Origin of the sequence: Proteus sp. LHD240705 (assembly GCF_047921555.1) — a bacterium.
GTDB lineage: Bacteria > Pseudomonadota > Gammaproteobacteria > Enterobacterales > Enterobacteriaceae > Proteus.
In genome coordinates this window covers 573862-598089 of the sequence record NZ_JBLRMI010000002.1, presented here as the reverse complement: position 1 = coordinate 598089, position 24228 = coordinate 573862, and the positions used below count along the sequence as shown (strand labels likewise).

The 24228-nt window shown below is 38.7% G+C and carries 20 protein-coding genes and 5 tRNA genes; 2 read left to right on the top strand and 23 right to left on the bottom strand.

What is annotated here, in order from left to right:
* Positions 1 to 251: 251 nt before the first annotated feature.
* From tyrA to ffh, 7 genes are all read right to left on the bottom strand, one after another.
* Positions 252 to 1376: a bifunctional chorismate mutase/prephenate dehydrogenase gene (gene tyrA, locus ACNART_RS06040; RefSeq protein ID WP_198620970.1), complete on the bottom strand. Its 1125-nt coding sequence runs from the start codon at positions 1374 to 1376 to the stop codon at positions 252 to 254.
* 27 nt (positions 1377 to 1403) lie between these two features.
* Positions 1404 to 2498: a 3-deoxy-7-phosphoheptulonate synthase gene (locus ACNART_RS06035; protein WP_100158633.1), complete on the bottom strand. Its 1095-nt coding sequence runs from the start codon at positions 2496 to 2498 to the stop codon at positions 1404 to 1406.
* 406 nt (positions 2499 to 2904) lie between these two features.
* Entirely contained in the window at positions 2905 to 3258 is a 354-nt protein-coding gene (gene rplS / locus ACNART_RS06030; RefSeq protein WP_023580978.1) for a 50S ribosomal protein L19, read from the bottom strand.
* A 52-nt stretch (positions 3259 to 3310) separates the two neighbouring features.
* Positions 3311 to 4063: a tRNA (guanosine(37)-N1)-methyltransferase TrmD gene (gene trmD / locus ACNART_RS06025; RefSeq protein ID WP_109374397.1), complete on the bottom strand. Its 753-nt coding sequence runs from the start codon at positions 4061 to 4063 to the stop codon at positions 3311 to 3313.
* 39 nt (positions 4064 to 4102) lie between these two features.
* On the bottom strand, positions 4103 to 4648 hold the full coding sequence (rimM, locus tag ACNART_RS06020; protein ID WP_109374398.1) for a ribosome maturation factor RimM: 546 nt from the start codon (positions 4646 to 4648) through the stop codon (positions 4103 to 4105).
* 18 nt (positions 4649 to 4666) lie between these two features.
* Entirely contained in the window at positions 4667 to 4915 is a 249-nt protein-coding gene (rpsP, locus tag ACNART_RS06015) for a 30S ribosomal protein S16 (RefSeq protein ID WP_004244772.1), read from the bottom strand.
* Between the two features lie 137 nt (positions 4916 to 5052).
* On the bottom strand, positions 5053 to 6414 hold the full coding sequence (gene ffh / locus ACNART_RS06010) for a signal recognition particle protein (RefSeq protein WP_349442823.1): 1362 nt from the start codon (positions 6412 to 6414) through the stop codon (positions 5053 to 5055).
* A 173-nt stretch (positions 6415 to 6587) separates the two neighbouring features.
* Here ffh and ACNART_RS06005 point away from each other — a divergent pair, with 173 nt between their 5' ends.
* Both ACNART_RS06005 and ACNART_RS06000 read left to right on the top strand, forming a co-directional pair.
* Positions 6588 to 7388: a cytochrome C assembly family protein gene (locus ACNART_RS06005; RefSeq protein ID WP_069367097.1), complete on the top strand. Its 801-nt coding sequence runs from the start codon at positions 6588 to 6590 to the stop codon at positions 7386 to 7388.
* 34 nt (positions 7389 to 7422) lie between these two features.
* Complete coding sequence (locus tag ACNART_RS06000; protein WP_196534253.1) at positions 7423 to 8697, top strand: HlyC/CorC family transporter; 1275 nt, start codon at positions 7423 to 7425, stop codon at positions 8695 to 8697.
* Between the two features lie 44 nt (positions 8698 to 8741).
* Here the strand turns inward: ACNART_RS06000 and ACNART_RS05995 are convergent, their stop codons facing one another.
* The 16 genes from ACNART_RS05995 to ACNART_RS05920 all read right to left on the bottom strand — a co-directional run bounded on the left by ACNART_RS05995 (position 8742) and on the right by ACNART_RS05920 (position 24227).
* Positions 8742 to 9491, bottom strand: a complete 750-nt coding sequence (locus tag ACNART_RS05995) for a hypothetical protein (RefSeq protein WP_198620973.1) — start codon at positions 9489 to 9491, stop codon at positions 8742 to 8744.
* Between the two features lie 193 nt (positions 9492 to 9684).
* Positions 9685 to 10200: an S-ribosylhomocysteine lyase gene (gene luxS / locus ACNART_RS05990; protein WP_109374402.1), complete on the bottom strand. Its 516-nt coding sequence runs from the start codon at positions 10198 to 10200 to the stop codon at positions 9685 to 9687.
* A gap of 162 nt (positions 10201 to 10362) precedes the next feature.
* Complete coding sequence (gene gshA, locus ACNART_RS05985; protein WP_109374403.1) at positions 10363 to 11943, bottom strand: glutamate--cysteine ligase; 1581 nt, start codon at positions 11941 to 11943, stop codon at positions 10363 to 10365.
* Positions 11944 to 12128: 185 nt separating this feature from the next.
* Positions 12129 to 12205 (bottom strand) — tRNA-Arg (locus ACNART_RS05980).
* Between the two features lie 51 nt (positions 12206 to 12256).
* Positions 12257 to 12333 (bottom strand) — tRNA-Arg (locus ACNART_RS05975).
* A gap of 55 nt (positions 12334 to 12388) precedes the next feature.
* Positions 12389 to 12465 (bottom strand) — tRNA-Arg (locus tag ACNART_RS05970).
* 89 nt (positions 12466 to 12554) lie between these two features.
* A tRNA-Arg gene (locus tag ACNART_RS05965) sits at positions 12555 to 12631 on the bottom strand.
* 9 nt (positions 12632 to 12640) lie between these two features.
* A tRNA-Ser gene (locus ACNART_RS05960) sits at positions 12641 to 12733 on the bottom strand.
* A gap of 466 nt (positions 12734 to 13199) precedes the next feature.
* Positions 13200 to 13388 carry a carbon storage regulator CsrA gene (csrA, locus tag ACNART_RS05955; RefSeq protein ID WP_004244778.1) on the bottom strand — a complete coding sequence of 63 codons (189 nt, stop codon included), beginning with the start codon at positions 13386 to 13388 and terminating at the stop codon, positions 13200 to 13202.
* Positions 13389 to 13609: 221 nt separating this feature from the next.
* Positions 13610 to 16237 (bottom strand): alanine--tRNA ligase, encoded by a 2628-nt coding sequence (gene alaS / locus ACNART_RS05950; protein WP_198620974.1) that lies wholly within the window; start codon positions 16235 to 16237, stop codon positions 13610 to 13612.
* Between the two features lie 895 nt (positions 16238 to 17132).
* Positions 17133 to 18203 (bottom strand): recombinase RecA, encoded by a 1071-nt coding sequence (recA, locus tag ACNART_RS05945; protein WP_099075159.1) that lies wholly within the window; start codon positions 18201 to 18203, stop codon positions 17133 to 17135.
* A 107-nt stretch (positions 18204 to 18310) separates the two neighbouring features.
* Entirely contained in the window at positions 18311 to 18817 is a 507-nt protein-coding gene (gene pncC / locus ACNART_RS05940; protein ID WP_349442820.1) for a nicotinamide-nucleotide amidase, read from the bottom strand.
* Positions 18818 to 18853: 36 nt separating this feature from the next.
* The gene (gene lplT / locus ACNART_RS05935; protein WP_349442818.1) at positions 18854 to 20053 is read right to left on the bottom strand and encodes a lysophospholipid transporter LplT; all 1200 of its coding nucleotides are present in this window, start codon (positions 20051 to 20053) and stop codon (positions 18854 to 18856) included.
* Positions 20053 to 22212, bottom strand: coding sequence for a bifunctional acyl-ACP--phospholipid O-acyltransferase/long-chain-fatty-acid--ACP ligase (gene aas, locus ACNART_RS05930; RefSeq protein ID WP_160230050.1), 2160 nt, complete (start codon positions 22210 to 22212; stop codon positions 20053 to 20055). Before aas ends, lplT begins: the two co-directional genes overlap by 1 nt.
* Before the next feature lie 103 nt (positions 22213 to 22315).
* Positions 22316 to 22828: a shikimate kinase AroL gene (gene aroL / locus ACNART_RS05925; RefSeq protein WP_198620978.1), complete on the bottom strand. Its 513-nt coding sequence runs from the start codon at positions 22826 to 22828 to the stop codon at positions 22316 to 22318.
* Positions 22829 to 22973: 145 nt separating this feature from the next.
* Positions 22974 to 24227, bottom strand: a complete 1254-nt coding sequence (locus tag ACNART_RS05920) for a glutamate-5-semialdehyde dehydrogenase (RefSeq protein WP_196534260.1) — start codon at positions 24225 to 24227, stop codon at positions 22974 to 22976.
* Position 24228: the final 1 nt, after the last annotated feature.

The following is a 24228-nucleotide window of genomic DNA, read 5'->3' as shown; positions in this document are numbered from 1 at the left end:
AATCATATATTTTAATATGCTCATTTTTATTCGCTAGTTATACGAGTGCTTATTTTGATGATAAGGCAGAAAAAATATAACATCGAAAATTGAATATTCTCAAAATAATAGCAATATCTCTGCTTCTAGTCGTTGTGTTTGGCCACCTTGTGATGATGACTGGTGATAAGCTAAACATGAAATAATTAATAAAATAAAAAGGCCGAACAATTTATTTTATTGCTCGACCTTTTATATAACAAATAATTTAACTAGATTCGGCTATCGTTAGCCTTTTGTAATAATACACCACTCTCTTTCATAAATTGAGTAGCATAATCGCCAAACCAATCACTCACGTTATTAAATGAACGAACAAACTCACTCTTTGCATTTATATCTAATAAATCGATAGCTTGCCCCAAAGAATGATGATATCTACGAATTAGTTCAATATTCTCTTGTGATGATAAAATAATATCAGCATAGAGTTGAGGATCTTGAGCAAACAGTCGTCCTATCATTGCCAATTCTAAGCGATAAATAGGAGATGAGAGTCGTAGTAAACTGGCTAAGTCCACTTTTTCTTTTGCTAAATGCTGACCGTAAGCAAAGGTAGTAAAATGCCGAAGTGCTTGAATAAAACTCATGTTTTTATCATGCTCTTCTGGCGTAATCGCCTCAATTTTTGCTCCCCATACCATTAATTGCTCTAGCAACCATTCAAATTCTTGATGGTTTCGGCCTTCACAATAAGCCACAACCTGTTTTGCCAAACTGGGCACATCAGGGCCAAACATTGGATGAAGACCTAAAACGGGCCCACTATGTGCCTTTAACATCGCCTCTAAAGGGGCTTTTTTGATAGAGGCTAAATCGACTAATAAGCAATCTTTAGGCAATGGCGGTAATTGTTCAATAACCTCAACGGTTAAATGGATAGGTACACTAATTATTACCATTCCTGCATTATCAAAAATAGCAGGCGACTTAGTTTGCCATTCATCAGCTTCTAAACTTTCAACTTGATAGCCAGAGAGTGTAAACAAACGAGAAAATAGTTTACCCATTTTCCCATTTCCTCCCACAATAACGATTTTACCAAGTTGAGGGTTAAGAGTTTTAAATCCCTTGTCATTCTCTTTAGTATAGGATTCTCGCATTACTCGGCGTAACACATCTTCAATCAAATCTGGGGAAATTCCCATCATTTGTGCGTCATTACGACGAGAAGCAAGCATAGCGGCTTCTCTATCAGGCGCATAAATCGGTAAGCCATGACGGTTTTTAACTTCTCCCACTTCAGCTACCAACTGCATTCTTTTTGCGAGTAAAGAAAGCAGTGATTTATCTACCTGATCAATTTGCTCACGCAAACCTTGTAATTCTTCAGCCATCTATGCTTGCCTCTTTTTTCTTTATGATTAACTAACTTTTTTTAACTGAGCTTCACGCTGAACCAAAATCGGGGAAAGTTGAGCATGTAAATTTCTTAATACTGACTCCGTTGTTTCCCAACTAATACACGCATCTGTTACTGAGACACCGTATTTCATTTCACTACGAGATTGCTCTGACGATTGATTGCCTTCATTAATATGGCTTTCTAACATAATGCCAGTGATTGATTCATTACCTTTAGTAATTTGCTCAATCACAGAATCAACCACCGCTGTTTGACGACGGAAATCTTTATTAGAATTACCATGGCTGCAATCAATCATTAATGATGGTTTTAATCCTGCTTTTACCATTTGAGCTTCACATTGAGCAACATCTTCTTCATGGTAGTTTGGTGTTTTGCCACCACGTAAAATAACATGACCATCAGGGTTACCTTGTGTTTGCAATAAACAAACCTGCCCTGATTGATTAATTCCCATAAACCGGTGTGGCATAGAAGCCGCTTTCATCGCGTTAATCGCAGTATCTAAATTACCATCTGTTCCGTTTTTAAATCCAACTGGCATTGAAAGCCCTGATGCCATTTCACGGTGAGTCTGAGATTCTGTTGTTCTGGCTCCAATTGCAGACCAACTAAATAAATCACCTAAGTATTGTGGATTGTTAGGATCTAACGCTTCAGTCGCCAGAGGCAAACCTAATTGTACAAGCTCAGTCAATAGCTTACGGGCAATATGTAACCCTTTTTCCATCTCAAAGCTACCATCCATAAATGGATCGCTGATTAAACCTTTCCAACCAACAGTTGTACGAGGTTTTTCAAAGTAGACACGCATCACAATATACAGACTATCACTTAATTCAGACGCTAAGACTTTCAGGCGTTTTGCGTAATCTAACGCAACATCGACATCATGAATGGAACAAGGCCCACATACCACGAGTAAGCGAGGATCACGACGTTGGACAATTTCAGAAATTGTTTGACGTGACTGAGCAATGGCATGCAGATCATTGCGACTCAATGGGTATTTTTGTTTTAACTCTTCTGGAGTAATTAAAACCAGCTCTTCGCTGATATTCACATTATTGAGTGCGTCTTTTTGCATGATCATAATCTTTACCTTTTTTATATCTGTCATTGTGATTTTTGTGTGTCTGAAAGATAAGATAACACGCAATGTAAAGAAATCAATCCATATTTTTAATAATTTTGACAGCAATGTAATCATATCTTTACGATTAATGTTTTTGATACAAATAAACAATAAATAACAATTAGTTACAATAAAAAGAGAGAGCATAAATAATGTGATGAAGATTGAATTAAAATACCATTTTGTAAAAATATATTTACAGTTTGTCTTTTAATGAATCTCGACATATGAAGAATAGATAAGATAGGGATATAGAGGTAAAAGAGGTAAAAACTAACAAGCAGTATTTTCAACATGGGGTGATATAAAAAAGGTCAGCAAATGCTGACCTTTTAACAATAACTTTCGGATGTGCGAAAGCGTATTATTTAGCGTTAAGACGCTCTTTAATACGAGCAGCCTTACCTGAACGCTCACGCAGGTAGTACAGTTTAGCTTGACGAACCGCACCACGACGTTTCACAGTGATGCTATCTACGACTGGAGAGTGAGTTTGGAATACACGCTCAACACCTTCGCCATTAGAAATTTTACGAACAGTGAATGCAGAGTGCAGACCGCGGTTACGAATAGCGATAACCACGCCCTCGAATGCCTGCAGACGTTTTTTAGAACCTTCAACAACCCATACTTTAACTTCTAAAGTGTCACCAGGACGGAATGAAGGAACATCTTGCTTCATCTGTTCTTGTTCGATTTGTTTAATAATATTGCTCATAATAACTCTCTTACCCTAGGTAAACTGATATTAATGACATCTTGTGTCAGACTTACTCTGCTGTTCCTGACAGATGTTCCTGTTGGAACTCTGTTAACAGCACTCTTTGCTCGTCAGTCAGAGCTAGGCTTTCCAGAAGCTCAGGTCTTCTTAGCCAGGTTCGACCCAGTGATTGCTTCATGCGCCAGCGATTAATATGAGCATGGTTGCCTGACAGTAAAACTGCCGGAACTTCCATACCATCTAAAACCTCTGGGCGAGTATAGTGAGGATGATCCAGTAAACCTTCAGCAAAAGAATCTTCTTTCGCAGAGGCTGCATGTCCGAGAACACCCGGTACAAAGCGCGCTACTGCATCTATCATTATCATGGCAGGTAATTCCCCACCACTTAATACGTAATCACCTACAGACCACTCTTCATCGATTTCAGTCTGAATGACACGCTCGTCTATACCTTCATACCGACCACAAACCAGAATTAACTTCTCATTTGTTGCCAGTTCACAAACTCCTTGTTGATCGAGTTTGCGTCCCTGAGGTGATAAATAAATCACCTTTGCTCCATCACCTGCCGCAGCTTTCGCTTGATGAATGGCTTCCCTTAAAGGTTGTACCATCATCAACATACCAGGACCACCGCCATAAGGACGATCATCAACGGTATTGTGTCTGTCGTATGTAAAATCTCGGGGATTCCAACATTCTACATTGAGCAGACCATGCTTCACTGCCCGACCAGTCACCCCGTACTCGGTTATAGAGCGGAACATTTCTGGAAATAGGCTAATTACCCCAATCCACATTTTTGTGTCCCACTATTGAGAACCGTTAACCGGAATAATCTAAAAACCAGGATCCCAATCAACGATAATTTTTTTCGCTGAGAGATCGACTTTCTTGATAACCTGCCCATCAAGAAACGGGATTAGCCGTTCCCCGGCACCGAACGCATCTTTCAGATTAGCTTTAATGACCATGACATCATTTGAGCCCGTTTCCATCATGTCAGTAACGACACCCAGATCGTAGCCTTTGTCAGTTTCTACATGGCACCCCATCAGATCTTTCCAGTAATATTCACCTTCAAGCTCTGGAAGTTGCGAAGCATTCACAACAATTTCAAAATTAGTCAGGATATTAGCCGCATCTCTGTCATCAATACCTTTTAGCTTGACGATAATATCTTGGTTGTGATGTTTCCAACTTTCAATTTCAATAGTTTCCCACTGTCCATGACGTTGAATAAACCACGGTTGATATTCAAAAATGTTTTCGGCGTGTTCGGTGGAGGAAAAAACTCTGAGCCAACCACGGATCCCGTAAGGTGAACCCAATTTACCCATTACAATAGGTTCTATAGGTTCTTTTAAGGTTTTTTGTTCGCTCATTGTTACCACCGCGACAGATTAAGCGCTTTTCTTCGCTGATTTGATCAGGCCAGCAACACGTTCTGAAACTGTTGCGCCTTGAGCAACCCAGTGTTCAACACGGTCTACGTCTAAACGTAATTCTTCTGCATTACCGGTTGCCAGTGGGTTATAAAAGCCTACACGCTCAATGAAACGACCATCACGTGCATTGCGGCTATCGGTTACTACTACTTGGTAAAACGGACGCTTTTTTGCGCCGCCACGAGCTAAACGAATTGTTACCATAACATCCTCATTAGTTAATAAAACAACCAGACGCCATCGAGGAACGGAGTCCGGTTGTCATATAAAAAGCCCGAAAAGTTTACTCACTTTGGCGAAAAAAGCAATCCAAAGCACGTTTTTTTTCAGGCTTTTTGATTTTATCGGCCTGGGAATCCAGGTGGCATCATACCTTTCATGCTACGCATCATCTTAGCCATGCCACCTTTTTTCATTTTTTTCATCATACGTTGCATATCATCGAACTGTTTTAATAAACGGTTGACGTCTTGCACTTGTGTTCCTGAGCCCGCTGCAATACGGCGTTTTCTAGAACCTTTGATGATTTCTGGTTTTTGGCGTTCTTTTTTAGTCATAGAATTAATAATCGCTTCCATTTTCACTAAAATTGAATCATCCATTTGTGATTTTACTGCATCTGGCACCTGAGACATACCCGGCATTTTGCTTAACATACTCGCCATGCCGCCCATGTTTTTCATCTGCTTTAATTGTTCTAAAAAATCATTTAGATCAAAGCCATCACCTTTTTTAAGCTTTGTCGCTAGCTTTTCAGCTTGTGCTCTATCAACTTTGCTTTCAATGTCTTCAATTAAAGACAGAACATCACCCATGCCTAAAATACGAGAGGCAATACGATCTGGGTGGAAAGGTTCTAAGGCTTCTGTTTTTTCCCCAACACCGAGGAATTTAATTGGCTTACCCGTGATATGGCGAATGGATAATGCTGCACCACCACGCGCATCACCATCAACTTTGGTTAATACAACCCCTGTTAATGGCAATGCTTCATTGAATGCTTTTGCTGTATTTGCCGCATCTTGACCCGTCATGGCGTCAACAACAAACAGGGTTTCAACTGGATTAATGGCTTTATGGAGAAGTTGGATCTCTTCCATCATGCCTTCATCTACGTGTAAACGACCTGCCGTATCCACCAGCAATACATCATAGAATTGAAGTTGTGCATGTTTTAATGCATTACTTGCAATTGTAACTGGATTTTCTTGAACAGTTGAAGGGAAGAAATCAATGCCAACCGTTTCGGCTAACGTTTCAAGCTGTTTAATCGCTGCTGGGCGATAAACGTCAGCAGAAACAACAAGAACTTTTTTCTTCTTTTTCTCTTTTAAGAATTTACCTAGTTTTGCGACACTGGTTGTTTTACCGGCACCTTGCAAACCTGCCATTAACACAACAGCTGGCGGTTGCGCTGATAGATCAAGGTCAGTATTCACTTCCCCCATCGCATTGACGAGTTCATTTTGAACAATCTTCACAAACTCCTGACCCGGTGTCAGGCTTTTGTTAACTTCATGCCCTACTGCGCTCTCTTTGACGCGCGCAATAAAATCACGAACCACAGGTAAGGCAACGTCAGCTTCTAATAAAGCCATACGTACTTCACGCAGTGTCTCTTTGATGTTTTCTTCGGTCAGTCTTCCTCGACCGCTTATATTGCGCAATGTGCGCGATAGTCTGTCACTTAAATTCTCAAACATTATCTTAGCTCAGTGTTAAAGTTGGGCTTATCGGTCATGTATGCCACCGATTATATCACGATGACTCGCGGATCTCTGCATAGAGATTTAAGCTTAATGACTTCAATAGTTGGAGCCGTATGCTCCTAGCGCTATACTAGGAAGTTATTCAAACAATATATGTAAGCGAAACTATGCCCGTTATATCAATCTCTATCGTCGCTGTCTGCGCTTATTTACTCAGTCTGGTGCTGTTTTTGCCCGGTCTGTTACGAAAAGAGCAGAATGGATACCGCGGATTAGCTCTACTATTTGCGGTAATTGCACTTATTGCACATGCCATTTCATTAAAATTTTTAATTTTCCGCCCCCACAGCGGACAAAATCTTTCACTCACCAATCTAGGTGCGATTGTGAGCCTGATGGTCTGCGTTATCATGACGATTGTGGCTTCTCGTGGCCGTGCATGGTTCTTGCTGCCTATTGTTTATTGTTTCGCAATAGTCAATCTTGTTATTGCAGCGCTGATGCCAGGTGAATTTGTTACACATCTTGAAAGTAGTACATCACTCTTTATTCATATTGGGCTGGCTTTATTAAGCTATGCCACACTGTTAATTGCCGCTCTATATGCTTTACAACTTAGTTGGCTCGACTATCAACTAAAAAATAAGAAACTAAAATTCTCACCTCAAATGCCACCATTAATGTCAATTGAGCGTAAAATGTTTCATATCACACAAGTAGGTGTCGTATTGCTGACACTGACCTTATGTACAGGTTTGGTGTATATGGATAATATTTTTGGTAAAGAAAATATCCATAAATCTATTTTCTCTATCATTGCTTGGTTTGTTTACATCATTTTATTATGGGGACATTTCCGAGAAGGATGGAGAGGAAAGAAAGTCATTATCTTTAATTTGATTGGCGCTATTATTTTGACATTAGCTTTTTTCGGTAATCGTTTATTACAAGAGTTAGTGCTTAATTAATTTTCTATTTTAGGGTAGCAAAAGGATCTCAATTTTGGAGCATGTGTCGACAACTACGCTCATTATCATACTTGTATGTATGATTATTGCCTCAGCTTATTTTTCTGGGACTGAAACCAGTATGATGACGATTAATCGCTATCGTCTTCGTCATGCTGCAAAACAAGGAAATCGCTCTGCAAAACGTGTGGAAAAATTATTACAACGTCCTGACAGATTGATTAGTTTAGTATTGATTGGCAATAATCTGATTAATATTGTTGCGTCTGCACTAGCTACCATTGTTGGTATGCGTTTATATGGTGATGCAGGTGTAGCAATAGCCACGGGTGTGCTGACCTTTATTATCCTTATTTTTGCTGAAGTGCTTCCAAAATCAATCGCGGCACTTTATCCAGAGCGCGTTGCTTATCCAAGTAGTGTTATTCTTTCTCCTTTGCAAAAAATGATGCTGCCTATTGTTTGGTTTTTTAATAAAATCACATTAATACTCATGCGTATTTTTGGTATCAAATCCCCAATAATACAGGGAAATGCAGTCTCAAAAGAAGAATTGAGAACTATCGTTAATGAATCTAAATCAAAGCTTTCGCAAAGAAATCAGAACATGTTGCTGTCGATTTTAGATTTAGAAAAAGTGACGATTGGCGATATTATGGTGCCAAGAAATGAGATTTTTGGTATCGACGTCAATGACGAATGGAAATCTATCGTAAGACAATTAACTCATTCTCCACACGGTCGAATTGTGCTTTATCGTGACACTCTCGACGATGCAATTGGTATGTTACGAGTACGAGAAGCTTATCGCTTAATGACAGAGAAAAAAGAATTTACTAAGCAAATTCTGATGAAAGCGGCCGATAAAATCTACTTTATTCCAGAAAGCACACCATTAAACCTACAACTCGTCAACTTCCAGCGTAATAATGAAAAAGCGGGTGTTGTGGTTGATGAATATGGTGAGATTCAAGGTTTAGTCACTGTTGAAGATATTCTTGAAGAGATTGTTGGTGACTTTACTACCTCGATGTCCCCATCTTTAGCTGAAGAAGTTATTCCTCAAAAAGACGGTTCATTATTAGTCGATGGTACAACAAACATTCGAGATATCAATAAAGCTTTTGGTTGGCATTTACCTGAAGATGAAGCTCGAACGATCAACGGCGTCATTATTGAAGAGTTGGGAGACTTACCTGTTGTAGGTAATAAAATAAAAGTGAGTGACTACGAATTTGAAATACTTGAAGTTCAAGATAACGTCATTAAAAAGGCATTAATTCGCCACCTTTCAATCCCACATCATTAATGAATACAAAATAAGCGCCTTCTAAGGCGCTTATTTCCTACTGTTTATCCTAGCTCAAATCGTAATTTGCTATTACGAAAATCAAACTCTCTGGCGGGTTTCATATAGAAAGGTTCTATCGCTTGCTCTTGTATTAATTTTGCAGGTTTTAATTGTTGATAATCAGAATAGAAACCATGATTTTTGACCCACATAACTAAGTTTAATGCAGGCTGATAAGAATAATCAGCACCATACTCTTCACGCCGACAAATAAAACACGCAGTTTCTCCTTTATTCAAAGTAAGAGAAAGGGACTTGCGTGGAAAATTAGTAATAAGCGCCTCCTCACCGTTTATCGCTTCAATATTAAAATGATGAGGTGCTAAGCTACAAATATTTTCATATTTTAACTGTGAATTATCGCCACTATAACTGTTTGTTTTAATTTTATCTTGTTGAAAATACCAATGATATTGCTCTTCTTCTTTTTCTTTATAAAGATAATCACCACTTATTTTCATTATGGTGTTTGTTTGTGGTTTAATGATTTTGGCAAATAATTCAGTATTGAGTTCAGACGATAGCAATAATAAATCAGGCTTGATAATAAGCTCTGGTTCACACTGAGAGCGTTTAACATACTTTTTGTGGACTCGTTCAAAGTAACGATATTCAAGTGCTTTAGAACGTCCTTGATAGAAAAAGGCATCTTTAGGAAATTGGGTACGCAATGTGCCTTTACCTACAAAATAAAATTCTCGAACAAAAAACTCTAACACTAATTTAGGTGATGAGAATTTGCGATTTTCCATAACAAAAGTGTACTCCGTGTATTAAGCATAAATTTAATCCATTACTGTGCTAACAATATAAGAAGATAAGAAAATAAAACAATGGAGTAGAGAAAAGAAAAATAATAAAGGAGATAAAAATAAAAAAGAGACAATAAATCAGGATGCGAATTTCTTGATCTATTGTCCCCTAATTTTATGAAGTGACAGTGACTTAAATATGTAGCTCTTTTAAAGTCTCTTCAGGTAGTGCTAATTCATCGTTATGATTAATGCCAATACTATGAGATAAAATATCTCGTGCAATATCTTGTGCTTCTGTCAGTGAGTGCATTTCATAGGTACCACATTGGTACACATTCAGTTCTGGGATATGGTTTTGATCTTTTACTTTCAAAACATCTTCCATTGCCGCTTTCCATGCATTAGCTACACGTTGCTCTTCAGGTTGTCCAATTAAGCTCATGTAGAAGCCTGTACGGCATCCCATTGGGGAAATATCAATTATCTCAACACCATCACCATTAAGATGGTTACGCATAAATCCAGCGAACAGATGCTCTAGAGTATGAATTCCTTTCTCAGGCATGGCTTTTTTATTTGGCACAGTAAAACGTAAATCAAATACCGTGATGGTATCACCTGATGGCGTTTTCATTGTTTTAGCAACGCGTACAGCAGGTGCTGACATACGTGTATGGTCAACAGTAAAGCTATCCAATAAAGGCATAAAAAACCTCCTAAGAAAAATTTAAATATTTTTAAGAAAAAATGAAACTTTCTGCAAGTAGCCTGGTCTTAGTAATGAATACGCGCAAATTGTTATCATCCCTATTTCTCTATAGAATTTTTTAGCCACACAAATCTTAGTGTGGCTTTTTTCTATCTAAGTTTAGGAAGCCACGTTATCGGTGTTTGTCCCCGCATGGATCTTCAAATACTCATCAAAAGAAATGGTATCACTCTTTTCTAACTCTTCTTGACGTTTTATGGATGAAATTCTCTCATGATCAAAAGCTTCATCGGTTAACGTTTCATAAGGTGTTTTAATTAATTCTTGGTAATATTCTTCAGCTAAAGACAAGCCGAAACCACCAATGCCTTGCGTTTTAATTTTATCTAAAAGTCTGCCAGAGAAAGTTAATTCAGGATTATCAAACATTTCTTCTAACTTAACGCAAACTTCCATATATTTAGTGCCTGAACAGCAATCAAGAACATTAGCAACACGTTCTAAATCAGCAAATAAGGCTTTACCCACTTGCGCTAATGGCTCTTTTCTTTCACCACAACCCATTCCAATAACTTGACCTGGCTTACGTCCTTCTAGAATAACGTTATTCCAATTTGAACGGCAGCACGCTAATTCAGAGGCGCTCATCTCTGGAGCATCAGCTAATACACACCAGATCAGGAATAAATCAAGGAAGCGAATTTGAGTTTCGTCAACGCCAATTGGCGTAAATGGATTGATATCAAGTGAACGAACTTCGATATATTCAATACCACCACGTAATAACGCATCAGAAGGTGATTCATCCCCTTTAACCACGCGTTTAGGACGAATAGGCGCATAGAGTTCATTTTCAATCTGCAACACATTGGTGTTTAACTGAATATATTCACCGTTTTTCTTAACACCTAATTTAGCAAACTCTTCAGAAGGCTTATGAATCGCTTTTTTCAGCCCTTTGACATACGTTTCAAGATGATTAAAGGTGATATCTAAATCGCTTTGAGATTTATTGGTATACCCTAAATCACTTAAACGTAATGACGTTGCATAAGGTAAATACTTCGCCCCTTTAGGAGTACTTTCAAATGGTAGATTTGTTTCTCTTCCTTTTAAGAAAGATCCACAAATTGCCGGTGATGCACCAAAGAAAAATGGAATGATCCAGCCAAAGCGATAATAGTTACGAATAAGACGTAAGTAACCATCAGAAATCGCCTCTTTCCCACTCTCTTCATCTTTTACATTTGCCCATGCTTGCCAAAATTCGATAGGCAGTGAGAAGTTGTAATGCACACCTGAAATAGTTTGCATTAACGCGCCATAACGATTTTTAAGCCCTTCACGATAGAGTGTTTTAAAACGCCCAACATTAGAGGTACCAAATTGAGCCAAGGTAATCTTATCTTCGGCTTCAATAAAGCAAGGCATACTCATAGGCCACATACGTTCATTATCTAAGTGACGAGCTGTATAGCGGTGTAAATCACCTAAAAAATGCAAGGTATGTGCAATGTTGTCATCAACAGGTGTAATAAACTCTAATAGAGACTCAGCAAAATCAGTTGTGATCCATTTATGAGTTAATGATTTACCTAATGAAATAGGATGCTCTGTTGATGCTAAATTGCCTTCTGGCGTAACTCTTAAAGTTTCACGCTCTATACCACGGTGGATGCCACATAAAACTTTAGGGTGTGCTTCCAACCAAGAAAGCGCTTTTGATACGTCCGGGATCAAAGGTGACCTCCCGCGTTGATTGATGTTAGTAAATAGATAGGAGTTACTTTATCGCAAAGTCACTAAATTGTCGCTGATTAGATGATGTTAGCATTGTTAGTTGGTGCTAAACAAAGACGTTATATTATGAAAAATAATAGAATGGTAGAAAGCAAAAAGCCCCGCAATAAGCGAGGCTTTTAAGATGGTGCATCCTGGAGGATTCGAACCTCCGACCGCTCGGTTCGTAGCCGAGTACTCTATCCAGCTGAGCTAAGGATGCGGGTCTGACGTTTTTGCTAGAAATAATAAACTAAAGAGATCTAATAAAAGATGGTGCATCCTGGAGGATTCGAACCTCCGACCGCTCGGTTCGTAGCCGAGTACTCTATCCAGCTGAGCTAAGGATGCATCGTAGTTACTTTTCTAGCTGCTCATATTGCAATTAGCAATCTGAGTAATGAGATGGTGCATCCTGGAGGATTCGAACCTCCGACCGCTCGGTTCGTAGCCGAGTACTCTATCCAGCTGAGCTAAGGATGCGCCGTTTTAATACTTTACGCTTTTAATGCAAATTATTCACCATTTGCACCAAAATAAAAACCCCATACATTAATCATGGGGTTGGAATATGGTGCATCCTGGAGGATTCGAACCTCCGACCGCTCGGTTCGTAGCCGAGTACTCTATCCAGCTGAGCTAAGGATGCAAATCTAAATGGCGGTGAGAGAGGGATTCGAACCCTCGATGCAGCTTTTGACCGCATACTCCCTTAGCAGGGGAGCGCCTTCAGCCTCTCGGCCATCTCACCATATTTAGAACCACTCGAAGAAGTTCTTACTGAACATCTCGTCTCTGTGTGGCGCACATATTACTTTCTCAGCCTAAGAAGTCAAACAATTTTTCTCAACTTTTTACGAATATACGTTTGTTTGAACACTTCACAAACAAACTGATGCGTTTATCATCAAGATTGGCTAAAAAAGTTCTAAACACAATGATATCGCTGATGAAAAATCATTCAAGTATTTTATTCTCTTAGTAAATAAATTCATTCACACATCAAATAATTGTGAAGCGAATGATTAGAGGTAAAAAGACTTTCAATTCTGTCAATCAGAATAAACGGATAGTGCAATAATAAATACAGTTCAAGGAGAACGAAGATAGGAACAAAGATAGGAATCAAAAGTCTTATAAAGAGAAAAGCGCCCAAACCCGGCAAAAGTGTGGACGCTTACGAATGAATTGTAACTGACTAAAAAATGGGAATTGATTTAGTAGTTATCAGTAGGCTGAGTTTTCTCGGCCTGAATTCGTTGATAGATCTCTTCACGATGGACTGATACTTCTTTGGGTGCGTTTACGCCAATCCGTACCTGATTACCTTTAACCCCTAAAACGGTTACGGTCACATCATCGCCTATCATAAGCGTTTCACCAACTCGACGAGTTAGAATAAGCATTCTTTGCTCCTTGAAAATTTACAAGAGTCGGGTCTCTAGAATTTCCCGGCCATTATCCATCATACATTGTCAATTCGTATAATCATTATTTATCACAAGTAACTCATACTTCATAACAAAATATAAATTTAGTGATTGATTATTTAACGGATTATCAATATCTCTATAAGGCGTTATCCCGATACAAACAGGGATAGCGCCTTTTTTCAGGTTGCTATCGCTTACAGATGCGATTCAACCCACTCGTCAACACTTGCCAAAGCAGCAGGTAAGGCTTCAACGTCAGTACCACCAGCTTGAGCCATATCAGGGCGACCGCCACCTTTACCGCCAATTTGCTGTGCTACAAAACTAATTAGCTCACCCGCTTTAACTTTAGCAGTTAAATCTTTAGTGACCCCAACAATTAAGCTCACTTTACCATCAGAAATAGTAGAAAGCACAATAATTGCAGAACCTAATTGATTTTTTAAATCATCAACCATTGTTCTTAACATTTTCGGCTCAACACCATTAAGCTCACGAACTAAAAGTTTGATACCTTTCACGTTTTTAGCTTGGCTACCTAAAGAGGAACTCTCTTGGGCAGCTTGCTGATCTTTTAGTTGTTGGAGTTCTTTTTCTAATAAACGATGTTTTTCTTGGACTGTTTTGATTCTTTCGACCAAGTTTGTACCATCACTTTTTAGAACTTGTGCAACAAGAGAGATGAGATCTGATTGTTCATGAATACTCTCAATTGCTGCAATACCCGTAATCGCCTCAATACGACGAATACCAGCCGCAGTACCTGACTCACTGACAATGCGGAATAAACCAATATCACCCGTTCTAGAAGCGTGAGTACCACCGCAAAGCTCAGTAGAGAAGTCACCCATAGTTAAAACACGAACTCGTTCGTCGTATTTTTCACCAAAGAGTGCCATCGCACCTTTTTCTTTCGCATCTTCAAGATCCATTAACTCAGTGACAACTGGTGAGTTAAGACGGATTTGCGCATTTACAATATCTTCAACTTCCCGTAATTGTTCTGGTTTAACAGCTTCAAAATGAGAAAAGTCAAAACGCAGATATTTATCGTTAACTAAAGAACCTTTTTGCGTAACATGCGTACCCAGAACTTGACGCAATGCTGCGTGTAATAAGTGCGTCGCAGAGTGATTTAAACGAATAGCATCACGGCGAGCAGTATCAATGGCTGCATTGATTTTATGGTTAACAATAAATGACCCTACGTTAACTTTACCAATATGACCAATAGCTTTACCGTATTTTTGCGTATCTGTGACTTCAAACAGGCTATCTTTACCTGTTAGAACACCTTTATCACCAACTTGACCACCAGACTCTGCATAAAATGCGGTTTTATTTAAGAAGATAATACCTTCTTCACCTGCTTTTAATTCAGTGACTGATTGTCCGTTATGGAAAATAGCGGTAATTGTGCCCTGCTGTTCATCATGCTCATAACCAGAGAACTCACTGCGACTATCCACTTTGATTAAACTATTATAGTCAGTACCGAAACCGCTGGATTCACGAGCGCGTTTACGTTGCTCTTCCATCGCGACTTCAAAGCCTTTTTCATCAACTTTGATATTTCTTTCACGACAAACATCGGCAGTTAAATCAAGAGGGAAACCATAAGTATCATAAAGACGGAAAGCGGTTTCACCTGGAAGAACGTCATCTGTTAATTGAGCAAGCTCTTCATCTAATAATTGCAGACCACGTTCTAACGTGCGAGCAAACTGCTCTTCTTCCGTTTTTAATACTTTTTCAACGATATCTTGTTGGCGTTTTAATTCTTCACCCGCTTCTGCCATAACATCAATTAATGGAGCTACTAACTTATAGAAGAAGGTATCTTTAGCGCCAAGCATATAACCATGACGTACTGCACGACGAATAATACGACGCAGAACATAGCCACGGCCTTCATTAGAAGGGATAACGCCATCGCAAATAAGGAATGAACAAGAACGAATATGATCGGCAATAACACGTAATGATTTATTTTCTAAATCTGTTGCATTAGTCACTTGTGCAACAGATTTAATTAAAGAACGGAATAAATCAATGTCATAGTTAGAGTTTACATGCTGTAAAACAGCGGTAATACGCTCTAATCCCATTCCTGTATCAACCGATGGTTTTGGCAATGGATCCATTGTGCCATCTGATTGACGGTTAAATTGCATGAAAACGATGTTCCAGATCTCAATATAGCGATCGCCGTCTTCTTCTGGTGAGCCTGGAGGTCCGCCCCAAATGTGGTCACCATGGTCATAAAATATTTCAGTACAAGGTCCACAAGGGCCTGTGTCACCCATTTGCCAGAAGTTATCTGATGCAAATGGTGCCCCTTTGTTATCACCAATACGGATTATTCTTTCTGCTGGAATACCAATTTCTTTATTCCAAATATCATAAGCTTCATCATCTGTGGCATATACCGTTACCCAAAGTCTTTCTTTAGGTAAGTTGAACCACTCTTTGCTTGTTAATAATTCCCAAGCAAAATTGATTGCATCATGTTTGAAATAGTCACCAAAACTGAAATTACCTAGCATTTCAAAAAAGGTATGGTGACGAGCGGTATAACCCACATTTTCTAAATCGTTATGTTTACCACCAGCGCGCACACAGCGTTGCGCGGTTGTCGCTCGGGAATAAGGTCTATTATCCAATCCAAGAAATACATCTTTGAATTGGTTCATCCCTGCGTTTGTAAACAGCAATGTTGGATCGTTATTTGGAACCAAAGAACTGCTAGGTACTATTTGATGTCCTTTAGTATGAAAAAAGTCGAGAAACGCCTGACGGATCTCAGCGGTGCTTTTGCTCATAATTATCCCGAAATCAAGCTGGAAAAACAGAAATTAGAAATCTAGTTAGAGGAGGTTTATTGTTACCTCTACTTAGCCAACGAATACATAAGTAGGGATAAGATAGAATTTCTTCTGTCAGAAGTAAAACCCCCGATAAACTTATTCGTGTTGACATTGTAAATCGTCTAGTTTTTTTCTGAAAGTGGGATTGTTATCTGAGAATGGGACTTTTCTCTATTTAAGAGCAATTATCTTGGGAAATGTTAGTAACTTAAAGTATTTTCATTTTGTAATTATTAAAAAGTATTTGTTATTACTGATTTTTTATGGGATTACTCTCTATACGTTTATGCTCTCTGAATAATCTCTTTTTCTCATAGCAATTAGTAATAAACACATAAGCATTATTACTTAAATAAGATATTAAGAGCACGATAACTTACTAAAATAAAAGCGCTTATCAGTATAAAATTCACCTTACATCTCAACAAACCTTTAAATACAATTTAAATTAGATCCAAATATATTGAATATATTTATCTTTATATCTCAATTATTTATTATCTGGTGCAACCAGACTATCGTAATAATTCTTATTTGCATTATTTATTAGCAAGGATATATCACCAAAATTTCACTATATAAAATTTCATACAACTGTAAAAAATAGGTTAGTAAAAAATATCGTTATATTAAATAAAGTAGTGTTAAAGGCTATTTTTTAGGGGAAGAAAGCAAAATAAGACTAATTTTAACTCTCTTTTGAACAAAAAATACGACATACAGCAAAAAGGAAGCCGTTTTAGAGCTTCCTTTTTTAAGTGAGTTAAATCACATTAATTGACTAGTGGTTTACAACTACGATAATCGTAATATGTTTTAATACACATTCAATTTAGACATTGGAAAAAAATTATTCTTCTGTTTCTTCAATATCTGCTGCATTATCACTATCGTTAGTAAAATCAGCTGCGCTAGTAAATTCGCCTGCATGATTTAATAACATTTCACGTAATTTAGTGTTTAACTCATCATACATTTCAGGGTGTTCTTTCAGGTAAGTTGTTGCATTGGCTTTACCTTGACCAATTTTCTCACCATTGTAGCTGTACCATGCGCCAGCTTTCTCTACCAATTTATGTTTAACACCTAAATCAATCAATTCGCCAAAGGTATTGATACCTTCACCATACATAATTTGGAATTCAGCTTGTTTAAATGGCGCTGCAATTTTGTTTTTCACCACTTTAACGCGTGTTTCACTACCAACAACTTCATCACCGTTTTTAACAGAACCGATACGACGAATATCTAAGCGAACAGATGCGTAGAATTTAAGTGCATTACCACCTGTTGTAGTTTCTGGGTTACCAAACATAACACCGATTTTCATACGAATTTGGTTGATGAAAATAAGCAATGTGTTGGAGTTTTTCAGGTTACCCGCTAATTTACGCATGGCTTGGCTCATCATACGAGCTGCTAAACCAACGTGCGAATCACCGATTTCACCTTCAATTTCTGCTTTTGGCGTTAAGGCAGCAACGGAGTCAACAACGATAACATCAACAGCACCAGAACGAGATAACGCATCACAAATTTCTAAGGCTTGTTCACCTGTATCAGGCTGAGAACATAGCAGGTTATCAATATCTACACCTAGTTTTTTAGCGTAGATAGGATCTAAAGCGTGTTCAGCATCGATGAATGCACAAATTTTGCCTTCACGTTGAGCAGCAGCGATAACTTGTAGAGTTAACGTTGTTTTACCAGAAGATTCTGGGCCATAGATTTCAACAATACGGCCGCGTGGTAAACCACCAGCACCTAAAGCAACGTCTAATGATAAAGAACCTGTAGAGATGGTTTCAACGTTCATGGAACGATCTTCGCCCAGACGCATGATAGACCCTTTACCAAATTGCTTTTCAATTTGACCAAGTGCTGCGGCCAATGCTTTTTGTTTGTTTTCATCAATAGCCATGTTATCTCCCTCTGGGCAGTGAAGCATAAATATGGGTCACTACCATTAAAACGTATATGATTTTGCTTGTTGAAATTCATTATACTGTATAATCATACAGTATCAAGTTAATTATTAATAATTTCTTTAAGGATTGATTTTAAAGAAAAAATAACAGATGCCGCTCTTACCTGCTCTCGTGAACCACTGAATATACAGCGTTTTGCCATAGTTTGAATACCTGTTGGTGTTTTCATTGCAAAGCCAAACCAAACTAAACCAACGGGTTTTTCTTCGCTACCACCACCAGGGCCAGCAATACCGCTAACAGACACTGCAAAATCTGCATTAGCGGCTATCAGTGCTCCTTTAGCCATTTGAAGAACGACTTCCTCACTCACCGCGCCGTATTTAAGCAAAGTTTGTTCATCAACGCCTATCATTTCATGCTTTGCTTCATTGCTATATGTTACAAAGCCACGGTGATAATATTCAGAACTTCCTGCAATATCAGTGATAACTTTCGCAATCCATCCGCCAGTGCAAGATTCAGCGGTTGTTATCGTGCTCTTCTTTTCAAGTAACGCTTTACCCACCTCAATACTTAGGCGGGTCATTTCATCGTAATTTATCATTAAGGTTCATCTAACCTCTATTCTAAATCTCACTGTTTAAGATTTCTTTCTGGTGCAATCCCATAACCATAGACCACCAATTGCTATGGCAAAAATAGCACCAAACCCAATTCCGATAGCAACGACAGAGACACCAATGCTCGTCACCAGTGAGAATAATCCAAGCATTAATAGCATTGCCGTATTTTCACCTAAGTTTTGTACAGCAATAGCATTACCAGCACCTACACTGTGCTTTCCTTTGTCTTGTAATAGCGCATTCAATGGCACGACAAAGAAACCGCCAAAAATACCGATAATGATAAGAATTAGGTAAGATGGAATAATTGAGGTTTGCAATGAGAAGTAAACAACACCAAGACCAATTAAAATACCGGCAGGCATACAGCGGCGTACTGTTTTCAGTGTTACAAATTTAGCGGCAAGCCCCGCGCCGACTACAATACCAATGGCAACCATCGCATTTAATATAGTCGGTGTCGTATTATCAGTCATACCTAGAGCAATAGGTACCCACTGAACAAGTAAAAAACGCAATGTAACCCCTGCGCCCCAAAACATGCTGGTTCCCACTAAAGAAAAACGGCTTTCTTTATCAGTCCATAAGGTACGCGTTGCCTCAAGAAATTGACTGAACATTCTTTTAATGTTCCAACCTCGCCCGATTTGAGCCGCTGATAATTTTGGTATACTAAAGTTAACAAATACCGCTAAAGCATACATTGCAGCGCAAACACCTAATGCAAGCACAATGCTCCAATCTGAGAGCAAACCACCAATCACTGAACCTAATAAAATAGCAGCAATCGTTGATGCTTCCATTAAACCATTAGCTTTTACTAAGCGTTCACCATCGGTAAGTTCACCTAAAATGCCATATTTAGCAGGAGAATAAACAGCAGCACCAATTCCCACTAGAGCATAACCAAGGAAAGGATCTGAGCCGACACAGATAAGAAATGCGCCTACGAATTTTAAAAGGTTCCCACTGAGCATTACCCTACCCTTAGGATTACGATCAGCAAACTGCCCAACAAAAGGTGCTAAAAGAATAAAAGCCAGCACAAATACCATTTGTAAAACAGGTTGGCTCCACTCAGGGTAAAGCGCCGATTTAAACTGAGCGAGGATCGCAAACAATAATGCATTGTCAGCAAAAGCAGAAAGAAATTGCGATATCAATACCGCTTTCATTCCTCTACTCATTAAAGGGGGCTGACTAATATTCTCTGACATTAGTTATTTTCCTGTTCAGCAAGTTTTTTCAATGAGACAAAATCCGTTTTCCCACTTCCTAAAACAGGAATTTCTTTGATAAAACGAATATCCTTTGGTACAGCAATTTCAGCAACACCTTCCGATTTTGCCAATGCTGATAGCGTACTACGATCTAATTGCTTATCGGTTGTGAACAGAACTAATGATTCGCCTCTACGTTTATCACTTATTGTCACAACAGCGTGTTCACCTTTAGAGGCTTTACGTGCAAGTTGCTCAACACCTTCAAGAGAAACCATTTCACCCGCAATTTTTGCAAAACGTTTTACACGCCCTTTAATAGTACAAAAACCTTCACTATCAATAGCAACAATATCACCAGTGTCGTACCAACCTTCTTCGTCAATACCGTCAGCATTGGTTGCGACAGGGACTTCCAATTTTTCAGGTGATTCTACACGTAAGTATCCCATCATTACGTTAGGACCACGAAGTTGTAATCTACCGCCTTCGGTAATACCACTCATTGGAATTAAACGCCCTTCCATACCCGGCAATAAGCGCCCTACTGTATGAGCTTTGGCACTCATAGGTACGTTGATTGACACAACAGGTGCGCATTCTGTTACGCCATAACCTTCTAAAATACGAATACCGAATTTCTCTTGCCATAAAACACGCGTTGATTCAGAGAGCTTTTCAGCCCCAGCAACCACATATCTAACTCTGGCAAAATCATAAGGATGGGCAAACTTTCCGTAGTTTCCTAAAAAGGTTGATGTACCAAATAACACCGTACAGTTTTGGTCATAGACTAATTCAGGTACAACTCGATAGTGTAACGGACTTGGATAAAGAAAAACGCGTGCGCCCAAGCAAATTGGAGTTAGCAAGCAAGCAGTTAAACCAAATGCATGGAATAACGGCAATGCTGACATAAATTTGTCTTTCGGGGAAAAATCAGCAATAGCACGAATTTGATCAACGTTAGCCAATAAACTTGAATGGCTGTGAACAACACCTTTAGGCGTACCTTCAGAGCCTGATGTAAATAGAATAACGGCTGCATCATGTGCATCTTGCGGTAACATCGCTTTTTGAGGCGTAATAAGATGTTTAATTACCCAACGTTTATCTTCACTGGTGATCGTATCTTTTAGATCCTCAAGATAAATCCAATTAGCTTCTGGAGTTTGCTCAGGAATATGTAATAAATTCCCTTTTTCTAGAAACTGGCGTGATGTAAAGATGGTTTTGATTGATGCGGCTTTCATCGCATTTTGTACACCTAAACTACCCGCGGTGTAGTTTAGCATTGCAACAACACGTTGACGCATTGTTGCACCTAATAGTGCAGCCGCAGTTACTGTTGTATTTGGAAGCAATAAGCCTATACGCTCTTTAGGTTCAGTGTAGCGCTCAATCAATCGACTGATCCCTAACGTTTTTTTCAGTAATCCTTGATAAGAATCTTCTTTTAGGTTGATATCAGAAATTAGCGGGCTAAATCGACCATATTGAGACATTGCCTGTAAAAATGCTTCATACAGCGTGATATTAGGACGTGTTTGCATGATGGCTTCCATCATGATGTCACGCATGGCTTCACCCGCTAATCGGCGACGCTCAGAAGATTTTTCAGCTTTTGGCATCGGCAAATCAACAGCAGGAAGCACCTTGATGGTGATTTTAGGAAAGAATTGAGACTTTACTCGTAAGCTTTTACGTACTCGTGAAAAATAGCTGAATTCAGCCCCTTCAATTCTAACAGGAACAACTTTAGCGCCTGATTTTGCGGCAATAAAAGCAGCACCTTCATAAATTTTCATTAAACCATTTGTTACAGTGATCCTTCCTTCTGGGAAAATCACAACTGGGCGGCCTTTATCCACTTCTTTAACTAACTGACGCACGGCCATTGGGTTAGCGGGATCTAAAGGTACGATATCGGCATAACGACCTAACCATCTTGTCGTTTTTGCAGAAGCAACAGAGGTATAAACAGCAAATACAGGATTAATAGGCAGGAATAAACGTAATAATATACCGTCAATAAAAGAAGTGTGATTTGGTGTAATTATACATTTTTCATATTGTGAAAACTGATTAACAAGTCCTTCAATTCTTATTCTAAATAAGAATTTAAATAGTGTTTTAAAAAACGCTATCAACATCATATCCATATCTCATTTTGCTATAATTAGCCTTACTATAAATAGGATGTGATGAAAATAAAATAGATGTTCCCTGTTTTATCCTTTATATCAGACGACTTCTTAATTATTTCGTGAGTTTTGCGAGAATTGCCTCAATAATCTCATTTATAGGTAATCCCGCATCAACAATGATATCAGCACATTGCAAATATAAAGGTTCACGTTTAGCCAAAACGTCATTCATTTCTGAAACTAACGTTTTACCTGTCAAACTTGGTCTTTGTGCTTCATTTGGATCTTGGGACAAACGCTTAACTAAAGTTTCAAGAGATGCCCGTAAATAAATAGTAACACCTGAAGATTTCATATAAGCACGATTTTGATCTGCTAAAATCATACCACCACCCGTTGAGATAACTTGGTTAGGCTGACTAACTTGGACTAATGCTTCTGATTCAGTTTGACGAAAAAAATCCCAACCTTTCTCTTGAACCATTGAAGATATAGTTTGTTGATATTTTTGAGTTATCCAATCATCCGTATCAATAAATCTATAATCTAAAGTGAGGGAAAGTGCTTTACCTACTGTTGTTTTTCCTGCACCTCTAGGTCCGATAAGGTAAATTGTACTATCCATAAAATGCACTATCTCCATAGTGTATTCCCTTTTAGGGGTGTAATTAAAAATTTACATACTGTAAAGTATGAAATATCATACCTGATGTAACAAAAAAATAAAGCCACACTTTAGAAAAGTATGGCTTATTTAATCATCTTAACACTTAGCTACGAATTGTATTATCACCGTAACCAATCCATTTATAGGTCGTTAAGGCATCTAATCCCATTGGCCCTCTAGCATGTAATTTCTGTGTACTAACAGCAACCTCGGCACCTAAACCGAATTGTCCACCATCAGTAAAACGTGTACTTGCATTAACATACACAGCAGCAGAATCAACTTGGCGAACAAAGCGATCAGCATTAGAGATAGATTGCGTTAAAATAGCATCAGAGTGTGCAGTACCATAACGGCGAATATGGCTAATAGCCTCAGTTAACCCACTCACTACTTCTACATTTAAATCAAGTGATAACCATTCATCGCAATAATCAGCATCTTTCACATCAACAACAGTAGCTCCGCCTTTTTTTAACCCTGCTAATGCCTTCTCACTTGAATGCAAAGTCACCTTTTGAGCTGCCATAGCATCACTTAGCTGTGGTAAAAATAGATCTGCAATCTTTTCGTGTACTAAGAGCGTTTCTAAAGAGTTACACGCGCTTGGACGTTGTACTTTCGCATTTACGATAACTGTTAATGCTTTTCCTAAATCCGCACTTTCATCAACAAAAGTATGGCAAACGCCGATACCACCAGTAATAACTGGAATGGTTGATTGTTCACGGCAAAGTTTATGCAACCCTGCACCACCTCGTGGAATAAGCATATCAATATACTCATCCATTTTTAGCATTTTAGCGACTAACTCACGATCAGGCTTATCAATCGCCTGAATAGCACCAGCAGGAATACCACATTTTTCTAATGCTTGCTGAATAACAGCAACAACCGCTTGGTTAGTATGATGAGTTTCTTTTCCACCACGAAGAATAGCCGCATTACCTGTTTTCAAACATAAAGAGGCGACATCAATTGTGACATTAGGGCGAGCTTCATAAATAACACCTACAACCCCCAACGGCACACGGCGACGCTCTAAACGTAAACCGCTATCTAGCATACGGCCATCAATAACTTGACCCACAGGATCTTCTAAGCGACACACTTGTCGTACATCATCTGCAATGGCTTTTAAACGTGCAGAATTTAGTAATAAACGATCAAGCATAGCGGCATTAATATTGGCTTCACGAGCCGCTTGCATATCTTTTTCATTTGCTGCAAGAATTGAAGCTTCTTGTTGTTCTAATAAATCAGCCATAACTAGTAATGCCTGATTTTTTTGCTCTGTTGATAGTTGAGCTAAATGCCAAGATGCCTCTCTTGCCGATTTACCCATTTGTTCTAACATC